Genomic DNA, 22,702 nt, shown 5'->3' on the forward strand with positions numbered 1-22,702 from the left:
TGATTGAGGGAATAAGAAGGATTATAGAAGAAGGTGCACCATGAAGAACAAAATTATTATTGGATTGTTTTATTTAGTTGGATTATTGCTTCTTTCCTTCGGGATTTGCATGTTAATTTTTGCTGATCTTGGGGCAGGACCATGGGATGCCATGTATGTAGGACTATCACAAAAAATGGGTCTTACCGTTGGAACGTGGGTATTTATTGTCGGTTTTCTCCTTATTTTATTAAATGCGCTTTTATTGAAAAAAAAGCCGGACTTTTTTGCTGTCATCACGATCTTTTTAATCGGATCTTTTATCGATTTCTGGTTGATCATGGTGTTTTCAGAGCTGGTGGTTACCTCGATGGCGATAAGGGTTAGTATGCTTGTCAGCGGGATTTTCATTATGGCAATTGGGATTTCGTTTTATCTGCAATCGAATTTTGCCAGAAACCCGATTGATAACCTAATGTTGGCCGTACAATATAGAACAGGGAAAAGCTTATCCTTTTCAAAAACAATTATGGAGGTAACGGTACTGGTTATCGCCTTAATCATTGGCGGACCCATTGGCATTGGGACGGTGCTCGTCGCATTTGGTATCGGACCGCTGATTCAACTGTTTTACAAGTGGGTAACTAAATTTAAATCAGGTATTATTCATGAAACGCTCCCATTAGAAAATTAGTATACTGCCGCCCGTATTGCTCTTTGAGTAATACGGGTTTTTGTATTTAATTTTCACATTGTTCCGTCATAGAAGTGATCCAGTGGCTTAGGGGGCAGGTATTGAATCTTTTAAATGGCGTATACGTAAAAAGTTAAGAAGGGAGACATCTAAATGAAGAAAAATTTAATCTACGGCTTATTTACTTTCATGTTATTCTTTATTGCCGCTTTTCATCCACAGGCTGCACTGTCACGTTCTTATTCTGTGGATGAAATTAATATTCGTGCCTGGATACAGCCAAATGGTGATGTGCTTGTGAATGAAATTTTTAATTATACATTAAATGGTTCCTGTAGGAGCGCATTTCGTGTTATTCATGTACATGGTCATGAAGGTGTCGATCAGTTTGAAGCCTATGAACTTTTGAAAAGTAACGCTGAGCTTGGGTTTGTAAATCCAGCGGAGCTCCAAAGACTCACGCTTTCACAGATACATTGCCGAAGTGGAAAAAGAACGCATCACGGTGAATGCTGTTCCAGTCTCGTCCCGCTTTAAATACGATAAAAAGGCACCAAAGCACACCCTTCAATTTAGATTGGCAACAGGATATTCAATATTAAAAAAGGATGAAGCTGAAATGGTCTCATGTTATATTTACCTGGTGAGGAACCATTTGAATATATGGTTCACACCTGGTCATAGACGTCTGTACCACCCAGCAGTTCCGGAAGCTACACAGATGGCGGAGCCGGGGGTGGAGGAGGTGCAGATGCAGATTAAAAATTATTGCAGCTTTGTGTTAGTGAAATCTTGTAAAAAGACCAAACAAAATGATGGAAATCGATTTCAGGCCGACCTTGAACGAATCATCCATCCGGAACTCCTGGGTGGATGATTTTTTAAATGGCAGACTACTGATATTGGAAGGAAATTAAGTATTTAGTGGTAGTATAGTACAAATGTATAATGACTATTTTGCCTAACGGCGCAGAGGAGGACTAGTCTTGAAGCCTATATTGATGGAATTTCCAACCGAATTTTATTCAGAACGATTGCACATGCGAATGCCTCAACCAGGAGATGGGAAAACCGTTTATGAGGCCATCAATGTATCTATAGAAGAGCTTAAGCCTTGGCTTCCTTTTGCCCAGAAGGAACAATCACTTGGGGAGGTAGAAGCAAATATTCGGGAAGCGCATACTCAGTTTTTAAAGAGAGAGGATTTGCGCTTCCTAGTCTTTCATAAGGAGACGGGAGAATTTATTGCTTCTTCAGGTTTGCATCGAATTAATTGGGAGATTCCGAAGTTTGAGATAGGCTACTGGATTGATAGCAGGCATAGCGGAAATGGCTATATCACAGAAGCAGTCAAAGGTATTTCGGATTTTGCCTTTCAGGAGCTTAATGCGAATAGAGTGGAGATCCGGTGTGATGCAAGAAATAAAAGGAGCCGAGCTGTTCCAGAGAGACTAGGATTTGAATTAGAAGGCGTTTTAAAAAATGATTCGTTGGCAGAGGACGGCAGCCAATTAAGAGACACTTGTATTTATGCCAAATTAAATAAATAGACAGATAGCCAGTCTCTTAGTAAAGCACTCGCTTGCTAAGAGACTGGCTTTTTTGTACGAGTTTTGTTCTCTGTTTTGCTATTTTTCTGAAAAGATTGAAATTAAAGTTGTTTTTTTTAAGTGAGTATATTAAAATAACTTAAAACATACTAAACTGATAGGGATTAAGGTCTTTGTAGGGACGGGAGGCGCGAACGTGTCGGAATACATGATTGAAGTAACAGATGTAAATAAATCATTTGGAAATGGAGCAAAGCCAGTTCATGTGTTGGATAATGTATCTTTTCGTGTGAAAAAGGGTGAAATTGTGACCTTGTTCGGAAAGAGCGGATGCGGCAAGAGCACGATGCTGAATATTGTGGGCGGGTTTGAAAGAGCGGATAACGGTGACGTAATGCATGATGGTCATCCGGTGGAACGTCCAACCAAACGATGCGTCATGCTATTCCAGCAAATTAACCTGCTTCCATGGCGCTCTGTTATAAAAAACGTAGAATTGGGACTTGAAGAGGAAAAGATCTCAGCAGAAGAGAAAAAAGAGCGAGTGATGGATGCATTAAAGCTCGTTGGACTTGAAGAACATCTGAATAAATTTCCGCATGAATTATCAGGTGGGATGCAGCAGCGTGTGGCAATCGCAAGAGCACTTGCCATTCAGCCGGATGTGATTTTAATGGATGAGCCATTCGCAGCGCTTGATTCATTCAATCGTTACAATCTGCAAAATGAACTTCTCCGTATTCAGGAAAAAAAGAAAACAACAATTGTCCTTGTGACGCATGATATTGACGAAGCAGTCTATTTATCGGACAGAGTTATGATTATGAGCTCACATCCAGGGAGAATTTTCAAAGAAATTTCGATCAATCAAATGAAACCGCGTGATCGTACGCATGGAGATTTCCAATATTACCGTAAAAAGATCTTAGAAGAATTCCAGCTGAGTGATGAACAGCTTGCTCCGGAATACAACATTTAAGGGGGAGATGAACGGTGAAAAAACGGGGTAAATGGGCGCTCCCATTCTTACTAACGCTTGTCATGCTAGTATCGGCGTGCGGACAGTCGCAGCAAACGGCTGGAGGCAAACCAACAATTAAAATTGGCTATCTGCCAATCACTCATGTTGGGCCGCTCTATTTGGACGCACACCTTCATGATGGGGAATTCGCAGATTACAATATTGAAATGGTCAGATTCAGTTCCTGGCCTGATTTAATGGATGCCTTGAATTCTGGTAGAATTGATGGGGCATCTGTATTAGTAGAGCTTGCCATGAAGGCTAAGGAAAAAGGAATTGATCTAAAGGCGCTTGCGCTTGGGCATAAAGATGGGAATGTTCTCGTTGCTGCAAACGACATTGAAACAGCACAGGATTTAAAAGGTGAGACATTCGCAATTCCTCATAAGTATTCCAGCCATAATATCTTATTATATGAAATGCTGAAAAAAGAAGGATTAACATTTGATGATGTCAATGTAGTAGAGATGGCGCCTGCCGAAATGCCTGCAGCATTAGCAGAGGATCGAATTGCAGGTTATGTAGTGGCAGAGCCATTTGGTGCACTTGCTGTAAAAAATGAAATTGGGAATGTCCTTAGCCATTCGGACGCAATTTGGGCTGATTCCTATTGCTGTGTGCTTGTTATGAGACAGGATTTTATCGACAACCATCAGACAGCCACTAAATCACTTGTGAAGCAATATGTTGCATCTGGTGAGCATGCGGAGCATAAAGGGGAAGATGTATATGCCTCTTTTGATCAATTTATGAATGTGGATCGAGAAGTACTGGAGCTTTCTCTTGAATGGATTTCTTTTGATGGATTGCGTATTGAGGAAAATGAATACAACAAACTGCGAGATTTTGTCCTTGAGATGGATTTGATGGAAAATCCACCTGCTTTTGAGGAATTCGTAGACAACACATTTATAGACGAAGCGATGTGATCGAGATGAATTTCAGGAAAAAAATATTGAATTTTTCGATAGGGATGACAATTCTTGTTATTCTGTGGCAAATGGTTATTTGGATAGGGGACTATCAAGAAGCATTGCTTCCTTCCCCGTTAAGTGTAGCGAAAGCGATTATTGCCATGATTGTGGATGGAACGCTATTTGTCCATTTACAGGTGAGTCTTGGACGTTTTATAGCTGGGTATTTATTAGCGGTTATTCCTGCTATTATGCTCGGAATGCTTCTGGGTAGATCACCGAGAGTTTGGCAAGTGATTGACCCAATTGTTCAAGTGCTGCGACCGGTATCTCCTGTAGCGTGGTCGCCATTTATTGTACTTTGGTTTGGGATCGGCAATATGCCGGCTATTGCAATCATCTTTATTGCAGCATTTTTCCCTGTATTATTAACGACCGTAGCGGGTGTAAAGAAAATCGATCGTTCGTATTTGAAAATTGCTGAAAATTTGGAGATTAAGAACTGGCAGCTAATGTATAAATTTATTTTCCCTGCTGCTTTTCCATCTGTTGTCAGCGGTCTTCGCTTAGCGCTTGGTACTGCATGGATCTTCCTTGTAGCAGGAGAGATGATCGGAGCGCAGTCCGGCCTTGGCTTCTTAATTGTTGATGCGAGAAATATGCTGAATCTTGATTATGTCTTGGCAGGTATTATTTTTATCGGTGTTTGCGGCTTTCTGTTGGATCGTTTGATCAGTGTTTTTGAAGGATGGGTTGGCAAGCATTTTGGAATGGTACGCGGATAAAAAAAATGGAGATATTATTTATCTCCATCAATTGTTTGAAGCTCATATTCAAAAGGTACTACCTCGATATTATCAATACGCTCACCGGTTTCTTTTGAGTAGTAGGCGATCTCAACTTCGTCACCTGAGGAGGGATCGATCAGTTTTTTATAGCATTTCTGCAAGTTTTTACTGCCCCATATAATAAGGGAATTGAACACATGCTCAAGCTCCTCGCCCTTTGTTGTCAAAGTGTAGCGATAGCGGGGCGGGTGATCGGAATACAATTCAGACATGAGAAGTCCTTCTTCCTCCAAATATTTGAGCCGTTCGGATAAAAGATTGGAAGAAATGCCATCCAGTGATTTCTTGATGTTATTAAACGTTGTTTGTCCGATGAGGATTTCATGGACAATTAATAATGTCCAGCGGTCTCCAATAATATTAAGAGATTGGGCAATATTACATGGCAAATTGTATCTTGGTTTCATAAATAAGTCCCTCCAGTGTGTATTTTAATTTTACCATAATTATTTTGCAATCATGTAGGTTGATTTTTTATACTAAGTATAATAAAATAACTTACAAGAAGTATCAATTTTCAAAAAAAAAAAAATAAGTGAGGGATTAACATGGGACTACATTTAATCGAATCATCATTAGCGGGTATCGTGTCAACGAAAGAAGAATTGGATCAAAAGGTAGAAGCACTTCAAGCGAAGCTGGCTGAAAGCGATTCAAGCCTGATCGAGCTTCAAGTATCAAAAGACTTTTCACGTTCTTTCTTTATTGTTGAAAGCGAGAACCAAAATGCAGCAACTGAAACATTGAAAGAAGCTGGCATTCCAGTTGACCTAGTAAAGGATGTTCGTCTTGTAGGTAAAGATCTTGAAGATGTTAAGAAGAGCACAGAGGTTGTGAACTATCTGGTAGAATGGAACTTACCAGAGGATTTAACAATGGATGCTTACTTGGACAGAAAGAAAACGAACTCTGTTCACTATGAAGAAGTACCAGAGGTAGCATTTTCAAGAACATATGTATGCGAAGATATGACCAAGTGCCTATGCTTCTACGATGCGCCAGATGAAGAAGCTGTAAAACGTGCGCGTCAAGCTGTTAAAGCGCCAATTGATGCGATTACTGAAATTCAATCAAACAAATAATTGAAAAAAATAGCAGGAGTGGTTACCATGGCAAAAAGCGGAGTGGATAAGAGCTCCACGCTTGAACAGTTAATCGAACAGGAATTAAAGCCTTATGTGAAAAAAATTGATGTGGATGCTTTTTATGCGGAGAGCTTTTTAAAAAAGCTTGGTGAAGCTGGATTGCTATCTTCTGAAAACAAGTCACAAAAGGAACTTCTTTTAGATGAGATGCAAGTGGTAGAGGAAGTTTCAAAGATGTGCATGACTACCGCATTTTGTCTCTGGTGCCACCTTGCTGCATTAACGTATGTACGTAATACCGGCAATGAAGAATTAAAAAACAAACTGCTTCCTTCTCTCGAAAACGGCGAGGTGTTAGGTGCAACAGGCTTATCCAATCCGATGAAATATTATGCCGGACTTGAAAAGCTGCATTTAAAAGCGAAGCCTGTAGAAGGCGGATATATCCTTTCGGGTATTCTGCCGTCTGTATCCAACCTTGGTGAAGATCATTGGTTTGGATTAATTGCCGGCGTGGATGAAAACAAACGAATTATGTGTTTCGTCCCGTGCAACGCTGAAGGATTAACACTGAAAGCGAAAGTGGACTATTTAGCGCTAAATGGAAGTGCGACGTATGCTTGTACATTTAAAGATGTATTCATTTCTAACGAGTGGGTCTTATCTGAAAATGCCGATACGTTTGTTGAGAAAGTCCGGCCGGCTTTCATTTCATATCAAATACCGCTTGGCCTTGGTGTAACGCAAGCTTCCATTTCTTCGATTGAAAAAGTCGGCCAAAAGCAAAACGGCTGCAATCGTTTCCTGCGTACGCAATCAGACGAGCTGCAGGAAAAAGAGCGCCAATTGCAAGGGAAAATAAAATCACTTTTTGATGGCGAAGAAGAAACACCGAATTGGAAAGAAATTTGCGGGGTGCGTCTTGAAGCTGCTTATTTAACGCTGCAGGCTGTACAGGCAAGCATGCTGCACAACGGGAGCGCCGGCTATATAAAAGACAGCGCACCATCCCGCAGACTGCGTGAAGCCTATTTTTTTGCTAATTTAACACCAACAGTTAAACATTTGGAAAAAGTGCTGAATGCTTAAATAATAAATGATCTCAGACGTTGAGCTGGGGTCATTTTTTATTTAAGGAGATAGCTTCATCCACGGCAATAATACAAAAATCCACCGAGGCTTCTTTTCTTCGATGGATTTACTAGTTTCTAAGATTAATATTGATTTTCCAGCGCTTTCACAAAATCATCTTCGTTATCTACGCCAAGGAGGGAGAAGCCAGAGTCGCCTGCGCTATCCTCTATGCTAGGATCCGCTCCATAGTTATACAATAGCCTTGCGATATCATAATCTTCATTGAATAAGGCCTGTGCCAACGCGTTTGTGTATATATCCTCTGTGTTCGGATCGGCTCCTGCATCAAGCAGTGTTTCCGCAATTTCTGGATTGCCCATATAAATAGTATACATCAGGGCGGTACTGCCTTCAGTATCAGTTTCTTCCAAATCAGCACCAGATTCAATGAGGCTTTCTATTTCATTGACATCCTCGAGATTAACGGCCTCCATAAGAGGTGTTAACCCCATACCCGTTGTATCATAGTCTTCAAAATCAGCCATTTCATCATAAGAATCATCGTAGCCATCTGCAAAAGAAGTGTCATCCAGCCAATCACTCCCTGCCAGAAGAGAGCCATAAACTACTCCGCTAAGTGTCATGCTGATTAAAACAGCAATATACGCGCCAAAAACACCACCGAAAAGCAATCCAGCGCCGAGTACAATTTTACCGTTGTTTGGGAAGTACAGCGGAGTGCCTTCCACTTTCATAAAATGGCCGACAGCTTGAATACGTTTTGGCAAGCGGGGGTGAGTGGACAATACCTCACTTAACCACACTGCACCGTTTGATTCTGTTTGAATTTGCTGCAGGTACGCATCCTCGTTAACCTCACGATAAAGCACTTTGCCGATACCTAAGATGGTTAAAGCACGTTTTGCTGCCGGACCATTTTGAATTATGTAAGCAGCTTCGCGATCGCACGTGTACTCACATGCACGGCTATAGGCTTGTGAAAGAAATGGGATAAACTGAGCTGGCATAATCAGAATGTTTTTCCACACATGTCGTCGTTTAATATGAGACAGCTCATGGGCGATAATAAAATCCAGCTCATCTTTTCCTTCCTGACGTGCAAGCTCAAAAACCTCAGAATAAATAACTACCATATTGCGTCCGAAGAAGCGGGTAGCAAACGCATTTAAAGCACCTTCAGAGTGTACGACGAAAACTTCTGGTACATTCTTTAAGCCCATTTTATTTGAAAGCTCAATAACCCGTTCATAAACATCCGGAAACTGCTGTTCATTGATCCGGACTCCATTTCCGCGAATTGAACCCAGCATAAGAGCATTAACATACAGCAGCACTACAAGAAGAGCTAAAGCAATTCCTATCCCTATAATGGAAATAAGAGCAATAATATAAATAATTCCGCTAAAAATAGCAGCCAGCACAAAATAAAGGGTTTCGCGCTCGGATGTTAATGATGAATGGTTCATTCCAAATTCCTCCTGATATTGCTTGTATTTTACATACATTACTAAATTTATAGGAGGAAACTCGTGTAGTCAATCAAATATTTTGATAGTGATGAGAGTAGGAGGTTATCCGAGTTCACTGATGGATGATCAACATTAGATAGCGTTTTATCTGCGTTTACCGATTTTTTTCGCTCTTTGGAACTTTTGAATGATCCTTTGCATAAAAAAGAGTGCCAATCAAGACACTCTCTTAATCTTATATTTACACTTCTCGTCTCATCGCCTTCAACACAGTAATTTCAGTTGCTCTCTTCGTTGGGCGCAAGCCAGATAATACGGTAACGACAAGGCAAATGCCGACTGGGATCACAACAAGGCTCCACGGAATGGAAGAAAACTGCAATCCTGCAGGCAGCTCTTCCTGAAAAGCGGCTTCGAGGATCATCGGCAGTGCGAAATTCACCAGAATGCTGACACCATAAGCGGTAAAGGTTCCAACAAATGCCCCAATTAATCCGATATAGCTGCTTTCCAGCAAGAAGATTCGTTTAATCACACGCGGGTTTGCACCGATTGCTTTCATAATGCCGATATCGGATCGGGCGCACGTTCAGTTACGGCCATCGTCATGGTGTTATAGATGCCGATGGATGCTATCAAAATAGCGATCGTTCCAATTAAAACAAGTCCTGCTTTAAAAATCATATAGAGCATGTTGATTTATTCCACTTCGCTAACAACTGAGTAGGTGGCATAGTTTGCCTCCTCCAGTTGGTCTGATACTCCCTTTACGGCTTCCAAATTGTTTGCATAAACGATGACTTCCTCATACGTGGCTGCAGTCGTTTCCGACAATTCTTCGGGTTCAGCAAGCACTTCTTTTATTGTTCCAGTATTTGTTGTTTTATTTCCTTTCTTTCCGAGTGTGAAATCGTGGCTAAGCTGTTTTACTTCAATCATAATGGCTCTACCTTATTTAAAATGGGCATAAAAAAAGACGGAATTCAGCCGTTATCAGAACGTAGAATTCCATCCGGTTTTAAAGAATCAACGCAGCGGCAATGCTTCAGCTACAAAATCAGGGACATCCTCCGCATCGAATCCAAGGATAAAATGCTGGGGTTTGCCTTCAGCCGGAATGACAATCGTGTAGTCACTGTAATAGCCCTGTTGCCCCACCTCAAGAAGGATTTCAATCTGTGCGGGGTCCATCGTGACAAAATTTGGTTCAGGCAGCTGGTCAAGATCTGCCATCCCGTAGACGACATTATCAATCTCCATTCGATTTTCCTCGTTAAAGGTAGGGATAACGATTGCGGACTCAATATTTTCCGGCAGCATCAATCCTGTTGCAAAGCCATTTTCCTTCATCCATTCAATTGTATTGGTATAGTCTGAATAGATGGGAAGTACAAGCGATGAATGCTCGTCACGTGATAAAATAATTTCTCCTATATAGTTATAGCTGCCGTAAGAAAAGAGAGCACGGCTTGGTACAGTAAATACGTCTTTTTTCATTTCGGCTAATAGTTCATCAATATTGTCCAAATCTGTGATTCGATCTGCTGTATATCCCGTTGGGTCGAATACTTCGGCATAAAGAATATCAGCATCACGATCTGCAAAGAAAACAGGTTCAGTTTTTCGTTTAAACTCTTCATTATTTCGCAGTTCTTCTGTTAACTGGTCCAATGTATCGTAATCAACACGATATTCACGGCTAAGTGTATTGCCGTTTCCCAAGGTATACTTTATGGAGATCGCTTCTAAATCGTGGCGAAACGTCTGTCCTTCATTAATAAGCGCCTCATGAAGAGCCATTACTTGATTGATTGTCTCTTCGTCTGTCAATCCTTCCATTGGCGGCTGTTCGCCCGTGTAAGGGTTATGGACAACAATAGAAGCGACTTCATCTGCGTCCGGCAGCTTGTTTTCATAAAAGCCAGCAATAAAGCTTGCAGGAATTAATAAGAGTGCAAGGGCCGCCAGATAACTAACAAATCCTTTCCATGGCCATGACAATCGCAGTGTTTTTTGAAGAATCATCTGCAAAATGGTGTACCCAATAAAGGCGCCAATTAAGTATCCAATGAAGGACCAAACAACGCTTCCTTGCTGAATTTCGCTAAAATAAAAACCGCTGATCAGCATCACAAATAGCGTCAGCCCAAAAAGAAATACGTAACGGAAGAAAGGGAAAACGATGGATTGATCGGTTGCTTCCGTTGGTCTTTTTGCATAAGCAATATATGATATCAAAACAAGTGCAGCTGCGAGCAATGTGTAAATCCCATACTCCAACAAAGTAAATGGATCATAATTTAATTCAGCCAGCCGGACGAAGAAAATCCCTTTTGTCAAAAGCTCCTCTGTATAGGCAGTTAATGCGAGCCCGTTCACATAATACTGGGCATTAACTAGTAAGAGGGAAATCATGACTGCAGGAAGGACGATGATTAAATAGGTCAATCCTCCATGAAGCAAGCTGCTTCCGACAAACATGCCAACAGTGATTGTTACGATAAACATAAAGAGAACAATGAAAAAAGATACACCCAGCCAGACTAGGATCTCAATCCAGGAATAAAAGGTCACTTTGATAAATGGACGTAAAATAGCTGTCAGTATAGCAGTTGTCAATAACGGGATAAAAAGTGATGCAATCCCAATTAAATAGCTATGCGATAAGATGGACTGGCGGGTAAAGGGAAGACTGTGCATAAAATCAGTAGCCGCTTTATTAGATGTGTAGTTCACAAGAATAATGCCGAGTAATACTGGAAATGTAGCGAATGCTACTAATTGAAACGGAAATGAAAAAGCGAATAGATGGTTAAAATCTGTCGTTGGACGATAAAATTCACTCGGATCTTGTATCGATAAGCTGTTAATTAAAATACTGAGCGGAAGCATAATAATCAATGCCAGTGTAAAAAAGATTGCGATCCATAAAATTGAGCGTGCCTGCTGCTGAAAAAGGCCTTTATTCAACGATAAGATTCCGGATTTCATAGCCGACACCTCCTAATTCGTAGATGAAAATTTCTTCAAGCGTTAATGGCAAAAGATCAAAAATAGCCGGGTTATAGGATTCTACGTAATCTGAAATTTCTCCCACACTCCCTTTGACAATACAAAGAAGGACACTCCCGCGCTTTTCGTAGTGAAGAACATTCAGACCGTCCAAAAATGATTTATCCGGAACGACACGAAAAGCAATTTGCAGCTTATGAATATCCGTTTTCAATTCATCCATATCCCGTTCGAAAAGAAGTGTTCCTTTGTGCATAATTCCCACATAATCGCAGAAATCCTCCATTTCACGAAGGTTGTGAGAGGATACAAGAAGGGTTAATCCGCGATCTGCTACGTCTTGTAAAATAAGATTCTTCATTTGCTGCCGCACAACCGGATCCAGTCCGTCAAACGGCTCATCCAAAATCATCACTTCCGGCATCGTTGATAAGGATAGGATAAAAGATGCCTGACGCTGCATCCCTTTTGACATACGGTTCAGCTTTTTATTTGGATCCATTTTAAAATGGTCCGTTATTTGCTTGAAGCGATTCGAATTCCAGTGTGTATAGACCTGCTCGTAAAAAGCAGCCATATTGTTGAGCGATGTTTGGTGCAAAAAATAGGGCTGATCAGGAATAAACAATACACGTTGCTTTGTGTCAGGCACTTCATAAATCGGCTGATTATTAATTGTGATTTTTCCCTGATCCTGCTTGTAGATCCCTGCTAGCATTTTTAGTAATGTCGTTTTCCCGGCACCGTTTGACCCGAGCAGACCGTAAATCGAACCTCTTTGCACATGAAGGGTGAGATTTGAGACCGCTTGAAGATCCTCAAATCGTTTGTCAACAGCTGTCGCCTTGATCATTGTGAATCCTCCCTCTCCGCAACTTTAATGGAGTTTACCAAATGAATGATTTCTTCTTTTGAACCGCCTAAAAACAATATCTCACTGATAATTTTCTCAAGATCCTTTTTCAGCATCTCCAATCGCTCCTTATTCGCATCAATCTGGAATGGTGCAACAAAGCTTCCCTTGCCAGGAATTGAATAAATAAATCCTTCACGCTCCAGCTCCCGATACGCTTTTTGAATCGTATTCGGATTAATCGTCAGCTCCTGCGCCAGTGACCTCACAGAAGGCAGTTGATCCTCCTGCTTCAGCACCTCATGCATCATCAACGTCTTAAGCTTATCCATCAGCTGCTCATAAATTGGGACCCGGCTTCTCGTATCTAACGTAAACATCCGCACCCTCCTCTCAAAGTGTTCTAACTGTATTAATTAATATAATACAGTTAATACGGTTGGTCAATACTATATTTGGAATTTTTAGTTTGGTTGTGGAAAATGAGGGAAGTGGTGTAATCGAAGCCTGTGGGCAGTTAATCGAAATTCGAGTAGTGTTTATCGAAGTTTAGGAGGTTAAAAAAGTTAGCAAGTAGTTAATCGAAGTTCACGGGTAATTTATCGAAGCTTAAAGTAGATTTATCGAAGTTCGACACACTTTTACCGAAGATCAGCCCCCGTTTATCCGCACTTCAGGACTATCCGCCAGCACAAAAAAGCCGTGCACATGCACGACTATTCCGGTTAAAATCGCTAATTTTCAAAAGGACTAATGTATATTTTCTATTTCAACTTTCCTTCAGTCCGTAAATCCATTGAAAGCAGAAGTCTTCGTGCTGTATCGCTTGCTTCCACGCCTAAAAATGTCCTGGAATTAACGCGAAATAAGGTGTCAAATGCAACTGATCCATATGTCCTACCTCCTCACAAGATTGTTGGTTTAATCAAGTGAACGACTCCAACCCCCTAAAAATAAATATGTAATCGCTTTCATTTACATATTTATCATAGGTGATAAAATAAATAAAGTAAACATTTTAAATATTGTGTTATTTATGTATTTATCACAAAGACGAGAGTCGCACGTGCGTGAAAATTAGTTAAGTTTCAAAAATGGCTTCCCAAACTTAGATAAAAATAAAAGGAGGAAAAATGCTGTGATCATCAGTGAGAATAAGATTATATCAAAATCTGTTATGTCTGAAGATCAAAAATATCGCTATAGCTTAACAAAGGAATGGAATCCAGATAAAAAGAAAGCAGCGGTAATTATGCTGAATCCAAGTAAGGCTAATTCATTGAAGCTTGATATTACGATTATGAGGTTAACGAATTATTTTGTTGATAATGACTATGGGGGATTTGAAGTAGTAAATTTATTTGCGTTTATGTCGTCTACACCAAAAGAATTAAAGAACAGAGATACAGCTTTTGAAGCACAAAATGATGCTTTTATTATTGAGTCAGCAAAATGTTACGAGAAGATTATTATCGCATGGGGTTCCGACAATAATAAATATGTATCAAGGAAAAGAGAGGTAATACAGCTATTGCAGCCATACAAAGAAAAGCTGTTTGCATTTGTAGATGAAAAAGGAAAAAAACAAGGCATCCGAGGGACTTAACAGAAAAATGGGTCCTTGACCGTTTTTATATCTAATTTTACTAGCAAAATGCTACTCAGGAATATTTGCTTTGAAACAATAAAATAACCATCTGATAATAAAAGGTCTCAGGACCCCTGCCTGACGAACCTTTTAGAAAATAACGCACATTTGTCACAAACTCATCAATCTCCAAGCATGCATTGCCTCTACAAATCATATATAATATAAATATAACATTGTGAAATATTTCACTAACTCAACGAGCTGAATTTCATAAGTCAATACAGTATCGAATGTTGGGAGATAATGATGATATGAACGAACTAAAACATATTGCCAAAAAGTATAAAGGGGCAAGGCTGTTTCTAATTTTAACGGCTGTACTGACGGGTGCGGTCATCATTGGACAGGCCTATTTCTTTGTCGCGATTGTAGATCGCATTTTTATAAGAGGGCAGTCATTTGAAGAGATTGTCCCATTTTTGGGCGGCTTAATGATTGTGCTTATTGCCAGAGCGGCACTTACGTATGTAAGTGGACGAGTGGGCGTGAGGATGGCCGCGAGGGTGAAGGCGGATTTCCGAAGAAAGCTTTTGGAAAAGTACTCAAGGAACCCTATTCAGGCCTCATTGCAAGGGCAGTCTGGTCAAAAAGTAAGTGTCATGATGGATGCTGTGGATGAGATTGACAGCTATTTCAGCCGATACATTCCGCAGGTGATTCAAGCTTCTGTCATTCCGCTGATGATTGTGGTCACGGCCTTTACTCAGCATTTTTACACGGGGCTTCTGATGATGATCACGGCGCCGTTTATTCCAATATTCATGGCGATTATCGGGATGAAAACAAAGGATAAGTCAGAAGAGCAAATGGAGAAGCTGGCCGCTTTTTCCGGCCGTTTTCTTGATACGCTGCAGGGACTGACCACGCTTAAATTATTTGGACGCTCTTCGCAGCAGAAAGAAAAAATTCGCGAAAGCAGCATAGGTTTTCGCGATGCGACGATGGCTGTATTGAAGGTTGCCTTTATTTCCTCATTGATGATGGAGTATATTTCCACACTTGGTATGGGATTGATCGCACTTGAGCTTGGTCTCCGTCTTGTTGTGTTCGAGAGCGTTACCTTCTTTACGGCTTTCTTTTTACTCGTTTTGGCACCGGAGTTTTATTTATCGCTGAAGGAGCTAAGCAGTGCTTTCCATACGGGACGCGGCAGTATGGGGGCAGCGAAAAAAGTAACAGAAGAATTAAATAAAACAGAGCAAGCGGTTATGTGGGGAGACGCTAGCCTAAACAACGGCACTACACCGCCAACTGTCGAGCTGAGCGGAGCAGGCTTTCAATATGGTAAAGGTGGCTTTGCAGTAAAAAATATAAAAACGGAGATCCCATCATACGGACAAGTCGCCATTGTTGGACGAAGCGGCGCCGGGAAAACAACCTTGCTGCATATGATGGCAGGACTTGTTGGACCTACTGAAGGAGAGATCCTAGTTAACGGTCGTTCACTGTACGATTATAAGGAAGCCGAGTGGTTCGATCAATTAAGCTATATTTCACAGCATCCATACCTTTTCTCAGGAACGTTTGCAGAAAATATTGCGATTGGAGGAAAAGCGGACGCAACGCATGCCGAAATCGAGCAGGCAGCTGAAAAGGCCGGTATTTCCAATCTAATTCAGTCGCTTGAACAGGGCTATGATACTCCGATTGGTGAAGCTGGAAGAGGACTTTCAGGAGGAGAAAAGCAGCGGGTGGCCATTGCTAGAGCCTTTTTGAAACGGCCGTCTGTCATCCTTTTTGATGAACCAACGACAGGGCTTGATCTACAGACAGAAAGAATTTTACAGGCATCAATTGAAGAATTGGCGAAGACGTCAACCGTCATTACCGTTGCTCACCGCCTCCATACGATCCGAAATGCGGACAAGATTCTGTTTTTAGAAAATGGAAAGCTTGTTGCACAAGGAACACACGATGAGCTGATCGTATCGGTGGCAGAATATCGCAGTATGGTGTCTGTACAGCAAGGAGGTGCTGCAGAATGAAGGATTTAGCACATGTAATGAAGCTAACAGTAATGGAAAAAAAGGATATATTTCTTTCGATTATCTGTGGTTTCATTGCCGGCATTACGTCAGTTGGTCTCTTTGCTTCCAGTGGTTATCTCATTTCAAAGGCAGCGCTTCTTCCGCCATTACATGCGCTGACCGTAATGATCGCATTATTGAAAATGTTTGGCCTGGCAAGGGCCTTCAGCCGTTACTGGGAGCGTTATTATTCACACCGTGCGACTTTTACAATGTTAAGCAATATACGGGTCTCATTTTTTGAAAAGCTTGAGCCGTTAGCACCTAGAATCTTTCAAAAATACCGAAGCGGAGATCTTCTGGCACGTATTGTTGGAGACGTAGAGAGCTTACAAAACTTCTTTTTGCGTGTTTATTATCCGCCGATTGTGCTGGTAATTGTCTTTTTAAGCACGATTTTCTTTACGACCTTTTTCTCGAGTTACGTGGCGCTTCTTTTGCTGTTGGGGTTGATTTTAACTGGATTTGTCGTTCCAGCATGGTTCGCCTATAGCCAGCGTAAAATCCACAGTCAAGTAAGGGAAGGACGCGGGGCATTATCGACAGAAGTAACGGAGCTTCTATATGGCTTTCGTGATTTGAAAATTTATCAAAAGCTTGAGAAAAAAGAACAGCAGCTGACCCAATCCTCCGATGCGTATATTAAAGAGCAGGAAAAAGAAGGTATTCAGGAGATGTTTAACCATTCCGTCAATACAATGGTGTCATTGTTCATTTCCTGGTCTGTTCTTGCGCTTGGCGCTTATTTAGTGGTGGACGGGCAATTGGAAGGACTGTTTCTTGCGATGCTTGTCATGATTTCGCTGACTGTTTTTGAAAATGCGACACCTATGGCATTAGTCCCAAGCCACTTTGAAGACAATCGTCGAGCGGCTACACGCCTCTTTTCTGTAGTAAGTGAAGAGCCAGAAAAAGAAAAAGAGCCAATTGTGGAGCTTCCCGGCCAAAAATCATTGTCCATTGAAATGAACGATGTAACGTTTGCCTTTCCAGATGAAATTCGGCCGGCATTGGTTCATGTGAGCATTCATTTGCCTGCAGGCACAAAAACAGCGATTGTCGGGCCAAGCGGCTCAGGGAAGTCAACATTACTTCAGCTTATCTTGAAAATTCGAGCAGCAAACGAAGGGGAGATAAGGATCGATGGTAATTCCATTTCCCACGTTAAACAAGTGGATCTATGGGCAAAATCAAATGTCGTGTTGCAGGAAAACCACTTTTTCTACGGTACGATTCGTGAAAACCTGCTGCTTGCTAAAGATGGATTAACGGATGCGGAAATGGAAGCTGCACTTGCAAACGTAAAGCTAGAGCAGTTTTCTTTAGATGACGAAGTCTTTGAAAAGGGTGAAAATCTGTCAGGTGGAGAAAAGCAGCGGATGGCCATAGCCCGCGCTATGCTGAAGGGTGAGCATTTATGGTTCTTTGATGAACCAACCTCCTCCGTCGATGCACTGACTGAACAGCAGATCTATGGTCATCTTTTTCAACAGGCAGCTGAGGATACGCTAATACTCATCAGCCATCGCTTGACTGGGCTCGAAAAAATGGATCAAATTATCGTAATGGAAAATGGAAAGGTAATTGAATTTGGGACATTTAATGAGCTTATGGATAAAAAGGGCTACTTCTATGAAATGAAACAGATTGAGAAAAGTGTGTTGATGTAGCCAATTAAAGGCAGAACGAAATCACTGTGATTTTGTTCTGTTTTTTTATGGGAAAAATATTCTTGCTCATTGACCCTCACGATGCGTAATACTTTATAGTGACTAATGAAGGGATTTCAAAACGATGTCTTTAGTGATTGTGATGATAAATGGCAATTCAGTTAATAAATAACAAAACCCATATATAGTCATTCATGTTCTCCTAAATTAAAAATAAGATTGTAAAATCATTGCGAAAAAAATGTCGTTTAAAGCAAAGCCTCTATCCTATGTACTCGAATTTTATCATTTCAATGCCGCACTCTGGTAAAATGTTTACATTATGATTAACAAGATAGGGAGTTCTTTATATGGTTGTAAAAGTGGATTTCTTTGATCGCAAAAAAAGAGAGCTGGGGGTTTCATTAAATGAAGTTCAAAAGAAGGCGGTTTTACAGACTGAAGGAGCTTTATTGCTGTTAGCCTCGCCAGGTTCAGGAAAAACAACGACGATCATTATGAGGATTGGCTATTTAATCGAAGAAAAGGGCGTTGACCCTTCAAGGATTAAGGGAGTAACGTTTAGTAAAGCTTCGGCAATGGACATGAAAGAACGTTTCGTACGCTTTTTCCCGGAGCTTGAGCCGGTAGATTTCTCTACAATCCATAGTCTCGCTTTTGAAGTAGTAAGAGAGCATTTCTACAAAGAGAGTATAAAGTATCAGCTTATAGAAGGCGCTGCAGATATAAAGGATCCATCTTTTATGAATAAAAAGCTTATGCTGCGCAAAATTTATCAAGATTACGCAGGGGAGAATATAACGGAAGATCAGCTGGAGGAGCTCGCAACTTATATCAGTTTTATAAAAAACAAGCTTATAAAGAAAAATCATTGGTCAACGGTACCTTGTGATGTTCCCCATGCAGAACAAATCTTTGAAGAGTACGAAAAAGTAAAAAATGCGAATCCGGGTCAGCTTTTGTTGGATTATGATGATATGCTCACGATTGCGAATGAAGCGTTAGAACAAAACCCATATCTTTTGAGAAAGTATCAGCAGCGCTATGATTACGTACTGACGGATGAAAGTCAGGATACATCATTAGTGCAGCATTCAATCATCGAAAAGCTGGTAAGGGGTCATGGGAATATTTGCGTTGTTGCTGATGATGATCAGTCCATCTATACATGGAGAGCAGCTGAACCTCAATATTTATTAGATTTTAAACAGGTATATCCAAAAGCCAAGATAGTAAAAATGGAGCAAAATTATCGCTCCTCAAAAGAGATAGTAGAAGTAGCCAATCAGTTTATAAAGCGCAATAAAAATCGTTACGATAAAAACATGTTTACGGAAAATGAATCAGCGAAGCCGGTTGTGATAAAGGTTTTCCCGGATTATGAAGACCAATCGAAATACTTGGCACAGGAATTGTCCAAGCTGCAAAGCTATAAGAATGCAGCCGTTCTATACCGCAATAATGCCTCATCCATTTTATTAATTAATGGATTTGAAAGGGCGGGCATTCCTTTTTATATGAAAGATTCTGATAACCGCTTTTTCTCTCATTGGATCGTTGAAGATATTTTAAATTTTATGCGCGTTACCTTTAATGAAGTCCGGATAGACATATTTGAGAAAATTTATACGAAATTTAATGGTTACGTAACTAAACAGCAGATGTGGGAGCTTAAAAAAATTGCGAATGGGCAATCAGTTTTTGATAATCTGTTAAATATGGTTGAGTTAAAGGGCTATCAAATTAAACAAATCAAGGCGTGCAAGGAAACCTTCCAGCAGATGAAGGGAAAAACACCGTTTCATGTCATTCGTTTAATTCGTGAAGATTTAGGCTATGAAAAAGCATTGGAAAAGATGAGCCAGCGTTTAGGTTTCAAAATGGATGCGCTGCTTGATATTTTAAACACATTGGAAGAGATTTCAGGCAGTTTGAATACGATGACTGAATTTGCGAATCGTTTAAAGCACTTGGAATCCATGATGAAAACATCGAAGGTTAATAAGGGGCAAAATGCGGTTACATTATCCACACTCCATAGCTCAAAAGGACTGGAGTTTAAAAAAGTGTACATGACTGATTTAATTGATGGCATTATTCCTTCCAAGTCTGATAATGAGGCCAAAAAGGAAGGAAATCTTAACCCGATGGAAGAAGCCGCGCGTCTTTTCTATGTGGGGATGACAAGAGCTGAAAAGGAGTTAGAACTCATCTCCTATCGAAAAAGAAATAAAAAGAATACAAAGCCGTCAGTTTTCTTGCTTAATGTGGCGTATATTCTTGATCCGCAGAAGGAAAAAGAAGCGGGTCAAAAATCGGATGGTAAAAAACCGGAGATCCCGCATAATCCTAATGCACTCACGAAGGTTTCACAGCTTATCGTCGGTTCTGCAGTAAAGCACCGTGTATTTGGCAGAGGTGAAATACTTGGCTTTGTTGAAGAGGGAATCGAAATTCGATTTCAAGCAGGGGTTAAAAAGCTGTCGATTGAAAGGTGTTTGACGATGGGGCTTTTGGAACCGGCAGACTAAGAAGACAGCACAGCGTCCGCTTTTAGGACGCTGTTTTTTTTATAGGAGAATGTGCTTATTGTTGACCATTATTGCGTGCTTTTGCTTCATCCATGATTTCAGCGCGCATTCCTTCTATACTGTGTCTGCGGCGTTCGTTTTTTGCTTTAATAGCCCCAGCGTTATTGCCCTCAGTAAAAGCAAGTGTTTCTTCAGCAGCTTCCATATTTTCAATTGTATTTACTACCATCTCTTGCAGTTTTTCTACGTTATCAGATCGATCATCTGGTTTTGGCTTGTTATTAGTCATAGTAATTCCTCCTTATTATGAATGTGACACATATGATAATGTGTCCATTTCAAGCAAGACTATTCTAAAAAGAAGGATAAATATCAAGAATCGATTCAACTAACAATGGTTTCAGCAGTGTTGAAATATGGAAGTAAAACGGGTGTATTGTAAATTTTTCTGAAATTTCGACATTATATGGTTACACCATGTTAGTTATACGTTAAAATAATGTCAATATTAATAAACTTATATAAGGCAGCGTTTTGGTTAAAACTTGGGGGTGTATATAAGTGAAAACGAATATCCAATTGACTAAAAATTTACAAGTCTCTTCCGGGGGGCACATCCTGTACCTGTATGACGAAATTGATCGGTACGTAAGAAATGCTGTATCATATATCGTAACGGGATCTCAGGAAAATCATCATATTTTTTTTATTGATCGAATGGAGCGTTTTCAACTAATAAACGAGGAACTTAAAACGCGGTTGTCCAAAGAGGATTTAAAAAAGGTTCACTTCATTGATAGCTATGATTTTTACAATTTGAATGGAGATTTTAACACCTCTATAATTGTTGATTATTTTCAGAAAATTGTTCAACCGCTGATTGAAAGCGGTACGCCATTTCGTACATGGGCTCATGTGGAATGGAATGAACAAAAAGAAATTTTTTCGCGATTGGTTGAGTATGAAACGTCTGCGGACACGGCTGTCAATGATTTGAAAATCATCTCCGTTTGTGCGTATAGCGGGGCACGAATTACATCATCCATCCAAATTAAAATGATGAGTAATCATGAATATGTGATGACAGATGATGAACTGCTGCAATCTCATTTATACAAAAAGAAAAAAGTGGTGTTCCCTTCCCTCTCAATTCAGGCAGAGATCCAATCTGAAATGGATTTATATAAACGTAAATTAGACTTCATTAATGTTATTTCTCATGAGGTTCGCAATCCATTAACCGTTATCAAGGCATATGGCAGCTTGATTTTATCCAATGAACAAAAATTAAGTGAGGACGGAGTAAAAAAATTAAAGTCAATTGTTGATTATGTAGATGTGATCGACCATGAAATTACAAATATTATTCGAACCGAACAAATGCTGTCTGCGGATGAATTATGGAAACTTGAACGCATTGACCCGCTGACCGCCATAGATGAAGTCCTTTACTTTATGAATACAAAGGCACGGTGCGAGAACATTGAGCTCGTAACGAATATCTCACTGCCGAATATATGTATTAATAGTAATGTAATCGGTTTCAATTTGCTTTTGTCAAATCTTTTAAGTAATGCCATTAAATATAGCTATGAAAAAAAAGAAGTTTACTTAGCAGCCTATGTTAAAAATAAGGATTTGGTTATAACAGTAAAGGATTATGGGATAGGCATGGCTGAGCATCAGGTTGCTAAACTTTTTTATAAGTATGAAAAAATGAATTTAGAAAAAACTGGGCAAGGGGTAGGGATGTACACCGTAAACCTGCTGGTGAAACATTTTCAAGGCAGTATTTATGTTAAGAGTAAAGTGAATGAAGGAACAGAAATTCGAGTTGAATTTCCTCTACTATAAGTTTGATGAGACCATCCGTTAATTGGATGGTCTTTTTACATAAGGAGAAAGGGAAGATAACGTGACAATTAAAGGGGTAAACCATCTTAAAAAGCTGTTTATTACTAGAACAGCCTTATTACTTTATCATCCAAATTTTGTTTAAGACCTTCCCGTGTATGTGGTCTTCTTAATCAACAATTTATCCTCTCTGCTATTTATGGGAATAAGTCATGCAAACGTCATAAATATCATTGGTTTTGAGACTGCTGACCTTGTTGTCCTCCGCCTGGTATTCCCATCATATTAGAAGCAATAGATGGCATCATATTTCTCATTTTTCCGCCATTCCCGCTGAACATTTGATAAGCAGCAAGCCCGACTCCTACTGAAGCCATAACTGGTAAAATTTTATTCATTTTCATATTTGTTTTCAACTTCGTCATCACCTTTCTTATTATATTGTTCAT

At 40.2% G+C, this 22,702-nt stretch carries 24 protein-coding genes; 14 read left to right on the forward strand and 10 right to left on the reverse strand.

Translation table 11 applies throughout. The annotated features are described in order from the left end of the window. Positions 1-40: 40 nt before the first annotated feature. From KP78_RS01015 to KP78_RS01045, 7 genes are all read left to right on the forward strand, one after another. On the forward strand, positions 41-673 hold the full coding sequence (locus KP78_RS01015) for a YczE/YyaS/YitT family protein (RefSeq protein ID WP_041085558.1): 633 nt from the start codon (positions 41-43) through the stop codon (positions 671-673). 153 nt (positions 674-826) lie between these two features. Beyond that, complete coding sequence (locus KP78_RS01020; protein WP_041085560.1) at positions 827-1,210, forward strand: hypothetical protein; 384 nt, start codon at positions 827-829, stop codon at positions 1,208-1,210. Between the two features lie 106 nt (positions 1,211-1,316). Next, complete coding sequence (locus KP78_RS19835) at positions 1,317-1,550, forward strand: hypothetical protein (RefSeq protein ID WP_235420797.1); 234 nt, start codon at positions 1,317-1,319, stop codon at positions 1,548-1,550. Between the two features lie 124 nt (positions 1,551-1,674). Next, positions 1,675-2,223: a GNAT family N-acetyltransferase gene (locus tag KP78_RS01030; RefSeq protein WP_422723689.1), complete on the forward strand. Its 549-nt coding sequence runs from the start codon at positions 1,675-1,677 to the stop codon at positions 2,221-2,223. A 196-nt stretch (positions 2,224-2,419) separates the two neighbouring features. Further along, positions 2,420-3,202 carry an ABC transporter ATP-binding protein gene (locus KP78_RS01035; protein ID WP_041085566.1) on the forward strand — a complete coding sequence of 261 codons (783 nt, stop codon included), beginning with the start codon at positions 2,420-2,422 and terminating at the stop codon, positions 3,200-3,202. Positions 3,203-3,216: 14 nt separating this feature from the next. Beyond that, the gene (locus tag KP78_RS01040) at positions 3,217-4,173 is read left to right on the forward strand and encodes an ABC transporter substrate-binding protein (protein WP_041085568.1); all 957 of its coding nucleotides are present in this window, start codon (positions 3,217-3,219) and stop codon (positions 4,171-4,173) included. A gap of 5 nt (positions 4,174-4,178) precedes the next feature. Continuing rightward, positions 4,179-4,943, forward strand: coding sequence for an ABC transporter permease (locus KP78_RS01045; protein WP_041086053.1), 765 nt, complete (start codon positions 4,179-4,181; stop codon positions 4,941-4,943). Positions 4,944-4,957: 14 nt separating this feature from the next. Here KP78_RS01045 and KP78_RS01050 read toward each other — a convergent pair whose 3' ends face one another. Beyond that, positions 4,958-5,413, reverse strand: a complete 456-nt coding sequence (locus tag KP78_RS01050; protein WP_041085570.1) for a winged helix-turn-helix transcriptional regulator — start codon at positions 5,411-5,413, stop codon at positions 4,958-4,960. Positions 5,414-5,554: 141 nt separating this feature from the next. Between KP78_RS01050 and KP78_RS01055 the strand changes: the two genes are divergently transcribed. Both KP78_RS01055 and KP78_RS01060 read left to right on the forward strand, forming a co-directional pair. Next, positions 5,555-6,088 carry a DUF4242 domain-containing protein gene (locus KP78_RS01055; RefSeq protein WP_041085572.1) on the forward strand — a complete coding sequence of 178 codons (534 nt, stop codon included), beginning with the start codon at positions 5,555-5,557 and terminating at the stop codon, positions 6,086-6,088. 27 nt (positions 6,089-6,115) lie between these two features. Beyond that, positions 6,116-7,180, forward strand: a complete 1,065-nt coding sequence (locus KP78_RS01060; RefSeq protein ID WP_041085574.1) for an acyl-CoA dehydrogenase family protein — start codon at positions 6,116-6,118, stop codon at positions 7,178-7,180. Between the two features lie 125 nt (positions 7,181-7,305). Here the strand turns inward: KP78_RS01060 and KP78_RS01065 are convergent, their stop codons facing one another. From KP78_RS01065 to KP78_RS01085, 7 genes are all read right to left on the reverse strand, one after another. Continuing rightward, on the reverse strand, positions 7,306-8,652 hold the full coding sequence (locus tag KP78_RS01065) for a M48 family metallopeptidase (protein ID WP_041085575.1): 1,347 nt from the start codon (positions 8,650-8,652) through the stop codon (positions 7,306-7,308). A gap of 244 nt (positions 8,653-8,896) precedes the next feature. After that, entirely contained in the window at positions 8,897-9,217 is a 321-nt protein-coding gene (locus KP78_RS21015; protein ID WP_052474429.1) for an ABC transporter permease, read from the reverse strand. Beyond that, complete coding sequence (locus KP78_RS21020) at positions 9,214-9,348, reverse strand: hypothetical protein (protein WP_327063142.1); 135 nt, start codon at positions 9,346-9,348, stop codon at positions 9,214-9,216. Before KP78_RS21020 ends, KP78_RS21015 begins: the two co-directional genes overlap by 4 nt. A 6-nt stretch (positions 9,349-9,354) precedes the next feature. Further along, positions 9,355-9,594, reverse strand: a complete 240-nt coding sequence (locus KP78_RS21025) for a hypothetical protein (RefSeq protein WP_052474430.1) — start codon at positions 9,592-9,594, stop codon at positions 9,355-9,357. A gap of 87 nt (positions 9,595-9,681) precedes the next feature. Further along, on the reverse strand, positions 9,682-11,646 hold the full coding sequence (locus KP78_RS01075) for a hypothetical protein (RefSeq protein WP_041085576.1): 1,965 nt from the start codon (positions 11,644-11,646) through the stop codon (positions 9,682-9,684). After that, entirely contained in the window at positions 11,618-12,520 is a 903-nt protein-coding gene (locus KP78_RS01080; protein ID WP_041085577.1) for an ABC transporter ATP-binding protein, read from the reverse strand. Before KP78_RS01080 ends, KP78_RS01075 begins: the two co-directional genes overlap by 29 nt. Next, positions 12,517-12,900 carry a GntR family transcriptional regulator gene (locus KP78_RS01085; protein ID WP_041085579.1) on the reverse strand — a complete coding sequence of 128 codons (384 nt, stop codon included), beginning with the start codon at positions 12,898-12,900 and terminating at the stop codon, positions 12,517-12,519. Before KP78_RS01085 ends, KP78_RS01080 begins: the two co-directional genes overlap by 4 nt. A gap of 758 nt (positions 12,901-13,658) precedes the next feature. Here KP78_RS01085 and KP78_RS01090 point away from each other — a divergent pair. From KP78_RS01090 to KP78_RS01105, 4 genes are all read left to right on the forward strand, one after another. After that, positions 13,659-14,126: a DUF1643 domain-containing protein gene (locus tag KP78_RS01090; RefSeq protein WP_041085581.1), complete on the forward strand. Its 468-nt coding sequence runs from the start codon at positions 13,659-13,661 to the stop codon at positions 14,124-14,126. A gap of 296 nt (positions 14,127-14,422) precedes the next feature. After that, a complete protein-coding gene (gene cydD, locus KP78_RS01095) occupies positions 14,423-16,156 on the forward strand; it encodes a thiol reductant ABC exporter subunit CydD (protein WP_041085583.1) in 1,734 nt (577 codons plus the stop codon). Then, positions 16,153-17,868 (forward strand): thiol reductant ABC exporter subunit CydC, encoded by a 1,716-nt coding sequence (gene cydC / locus KP78_RS01100; RefSeq protein ID WP_041085586.1) that lies wholly within the window; start codon positions 16,153-16,155, stop codon positions 17,866-17,868. Before cydD ends, cydC begins: the two co-directional genes overlap by 4 nt. Before the next feature lie 350 nt (positions 17,869-18,218). Further along, positions 18,219-20,399: an ATP-dependent helicase gene (locus tag KP78_RS01105; protein WP_041085587.1), complete on the forward strand. Its 2,181-nt coding sequence runs from the start codon at positions 18,219-18,221 to the stop codon at positions 20,397-20,399. A 55-nt stretch (positions 20,400-20,454) separates the two neighbouring features. Here the strand turns inward: KP78_RS01105 and tlp are convergent, their stop codons facing one another. Beyond that, positions 20,455-20,688 (reverse strand): small acid-soluble spore protein Tlp, encoded by a 234-nt coding sequence (tlp, locus tag KP78_RS01110; protein ID WP_041085588.1) that lies wholly within the window; start codon positions 20,686-20,688, stop codon positions 20,455-20,457. A gap of 272 nt (positions 20,689-20,960) precedes the next feature. On the opposite strand from tlp, the gene KP78_RS01115 reads away from it, so the two are divergent. Next, positions 20,961-22,253 (forward strand): MEDS domain-containing protein, encoded by a 1,293-nt coding sequence (locus KP78_RS01115; RefSeq protein WP_041085589.1) that lies wholly within the window; start codon positions 20,961-20,963, stop codon positions 22,251-22,253. A 230-nt stretch (positions 22,254-22,483) separates the two neighbouring features. On the opposite strand, the gene KP78_RS01120 is transcribed toward KP78_RS01115, so the two are convergent. Continuing rightward, entirely contained in the window at positions 22,484-22,669 is a 186-nt protein-coding gene (locus KP78_RS01120; RefSeq protein ID WP_041085590.1) for a hypothetical protein, read from the reverse strand. Positions 22,670-22,702 lie beyond the last annotated feature (33 nt).

It is taken from the genome of Jeotgalibacillus soli, from assembly GCF_000829435.1.
GTDB classification, from domain to species: Bacteria; Bacillota; Bacilli; order Bacillales; family Jeotgalibacillaceae; genus Jeotgalibacillus; species Jeotgalibacillus soli.

What these genes read in the sequence shown, in the direction of transcription:
- KP78_RS01015 (WP_041085558.1), top strand. Translation starts at nt 41, where the DNA reads ATGAAGAACAAAATTATTATTGGATTGTTTTATTTAGTTGGATTATTG.
- KP78_RS01020 (WP_041085560.1), top strand. Translation starts at nt 827, where the DNA reads ATGAAGAAAAATTTAATCTACGGCTTATTTACTTTCATGTTATTCTTT.
- KP78_RS01030 (WP_422723689.1), top strand. Translation starts at nt 1,675, where the DNA reads ATGGAATTTCCAACCGAATTTTATTCAGAACGATTGCACATGCGAATG.
- KP78_RS01045 (WP_041086053.1), top strand. Translation starts at nt 4,179, where the DNA reads ATGAATTTCAGGAAAAAAATATTGAATTTTTCGATAGGGATGACAATT.
- KP78_RS01050 (WP_041085570.1), bottom strand. Translation starts at nt 5,413, where the DNA reads ATGAAACCAAGATACAATTTGCCATGTAATATTGCCCAATCTCTTAAT.
- KP78_RS01055 (WP_041085572.1), top strand. Translation starts at nt 5,555, where the DNA reads ATGGGACTACATTTAATCGAATCATCATTAGCGGGTATCGTGTCAACG.
- KP78_RS01060 (WP_041085574.1), top strand. Translation starts at nt 6,116, where the DNA reads ATGGCAAAAAGCGGAGTGGATAAGAGCTCCACGCTTGAACAGTTAATC.
- KP78_RS01065 (WP_041085575.1), bottom strand. Translation starts at nt 8,652, where the DNA reads ATGAACCATTCATCATTAACATCCGAGCGCGAAACCCTTTATTTTGTG.
- KP78_RS21015 (WP_052474429.1), bottom strand. Translation starts at nt 9,217, where the DNA reads ATGAAAGCAATCGGTGCAAACCCGCGTGTGATTAAACGAATCTTCTTG.
- KP78_RS21020 (WP_327063142.1), bottom strand. Translation starts at nt 9,348, where the DNA reads ATGCTCTATATGATTTTTAAAGCAGGACTTGTTTTAATTGGAACGATC.
- KP78_RS21025 (WP_052474430.1), bottom strand. Translation starts at nt 9,594, where the DNA reads ATGATTGAAGTAAAACAGCTTAGCCACGATTTCACACTCGGAAAGAAA.
- KP78_RS01075 (WP_041085576.1), bottom strand. Translation starts at nt 11,646, where the DNA reads ATGAAATCCGGAATCTTATCGTTGAATAAAGGCCTTTTTCAGCAGCAG.
- KP78_RS01080 (WP_041085577.1), bottom strand. Translation starts at nt 12,520, where the DNA reads ATGATCAAGGCGACAGCTGTTGACAAACGATTTGAGGATCTTCAAGCG.
- KP78_RS01085 (WP_041085579.1), bottom strand. Translation starts at nt 12,900, where the DNA reads ATGTTTACGTTAGATACGAGAAGCCGGGTCCCAATTTATGAGCAGCTG.
- cydD (WP_041085583.1), top strand. Translation starts at nt 14,423, where the DNA reads ATGAACGAACTAAAACATATTGCCAAAAAGTATAAAGGGGCAAGGCTG.
- cydC (WP_041085586.1), top strand. Translation starts at nt 16,153, where the DNA reads ATGAAGGATTTAGCACATGTAATGAAGCTAACAGTAATGGAAAAAAAG.
- KP78_RS01105 (WP_041085587.1), top strand. Translation starts at nt 18,219, where the DNA reads ATGGTTGTAAAAGTGGATTTCTTTGATCGCAAAAAAAGAGAGCTGGGG.
- tlp (WP_041085588.1), bottom strand. Translation starts at nt 20,688, where the DNA reads ATGACTAATAACAAGCCAAAACCAGATGATCGATCTGATAACGTAGAA.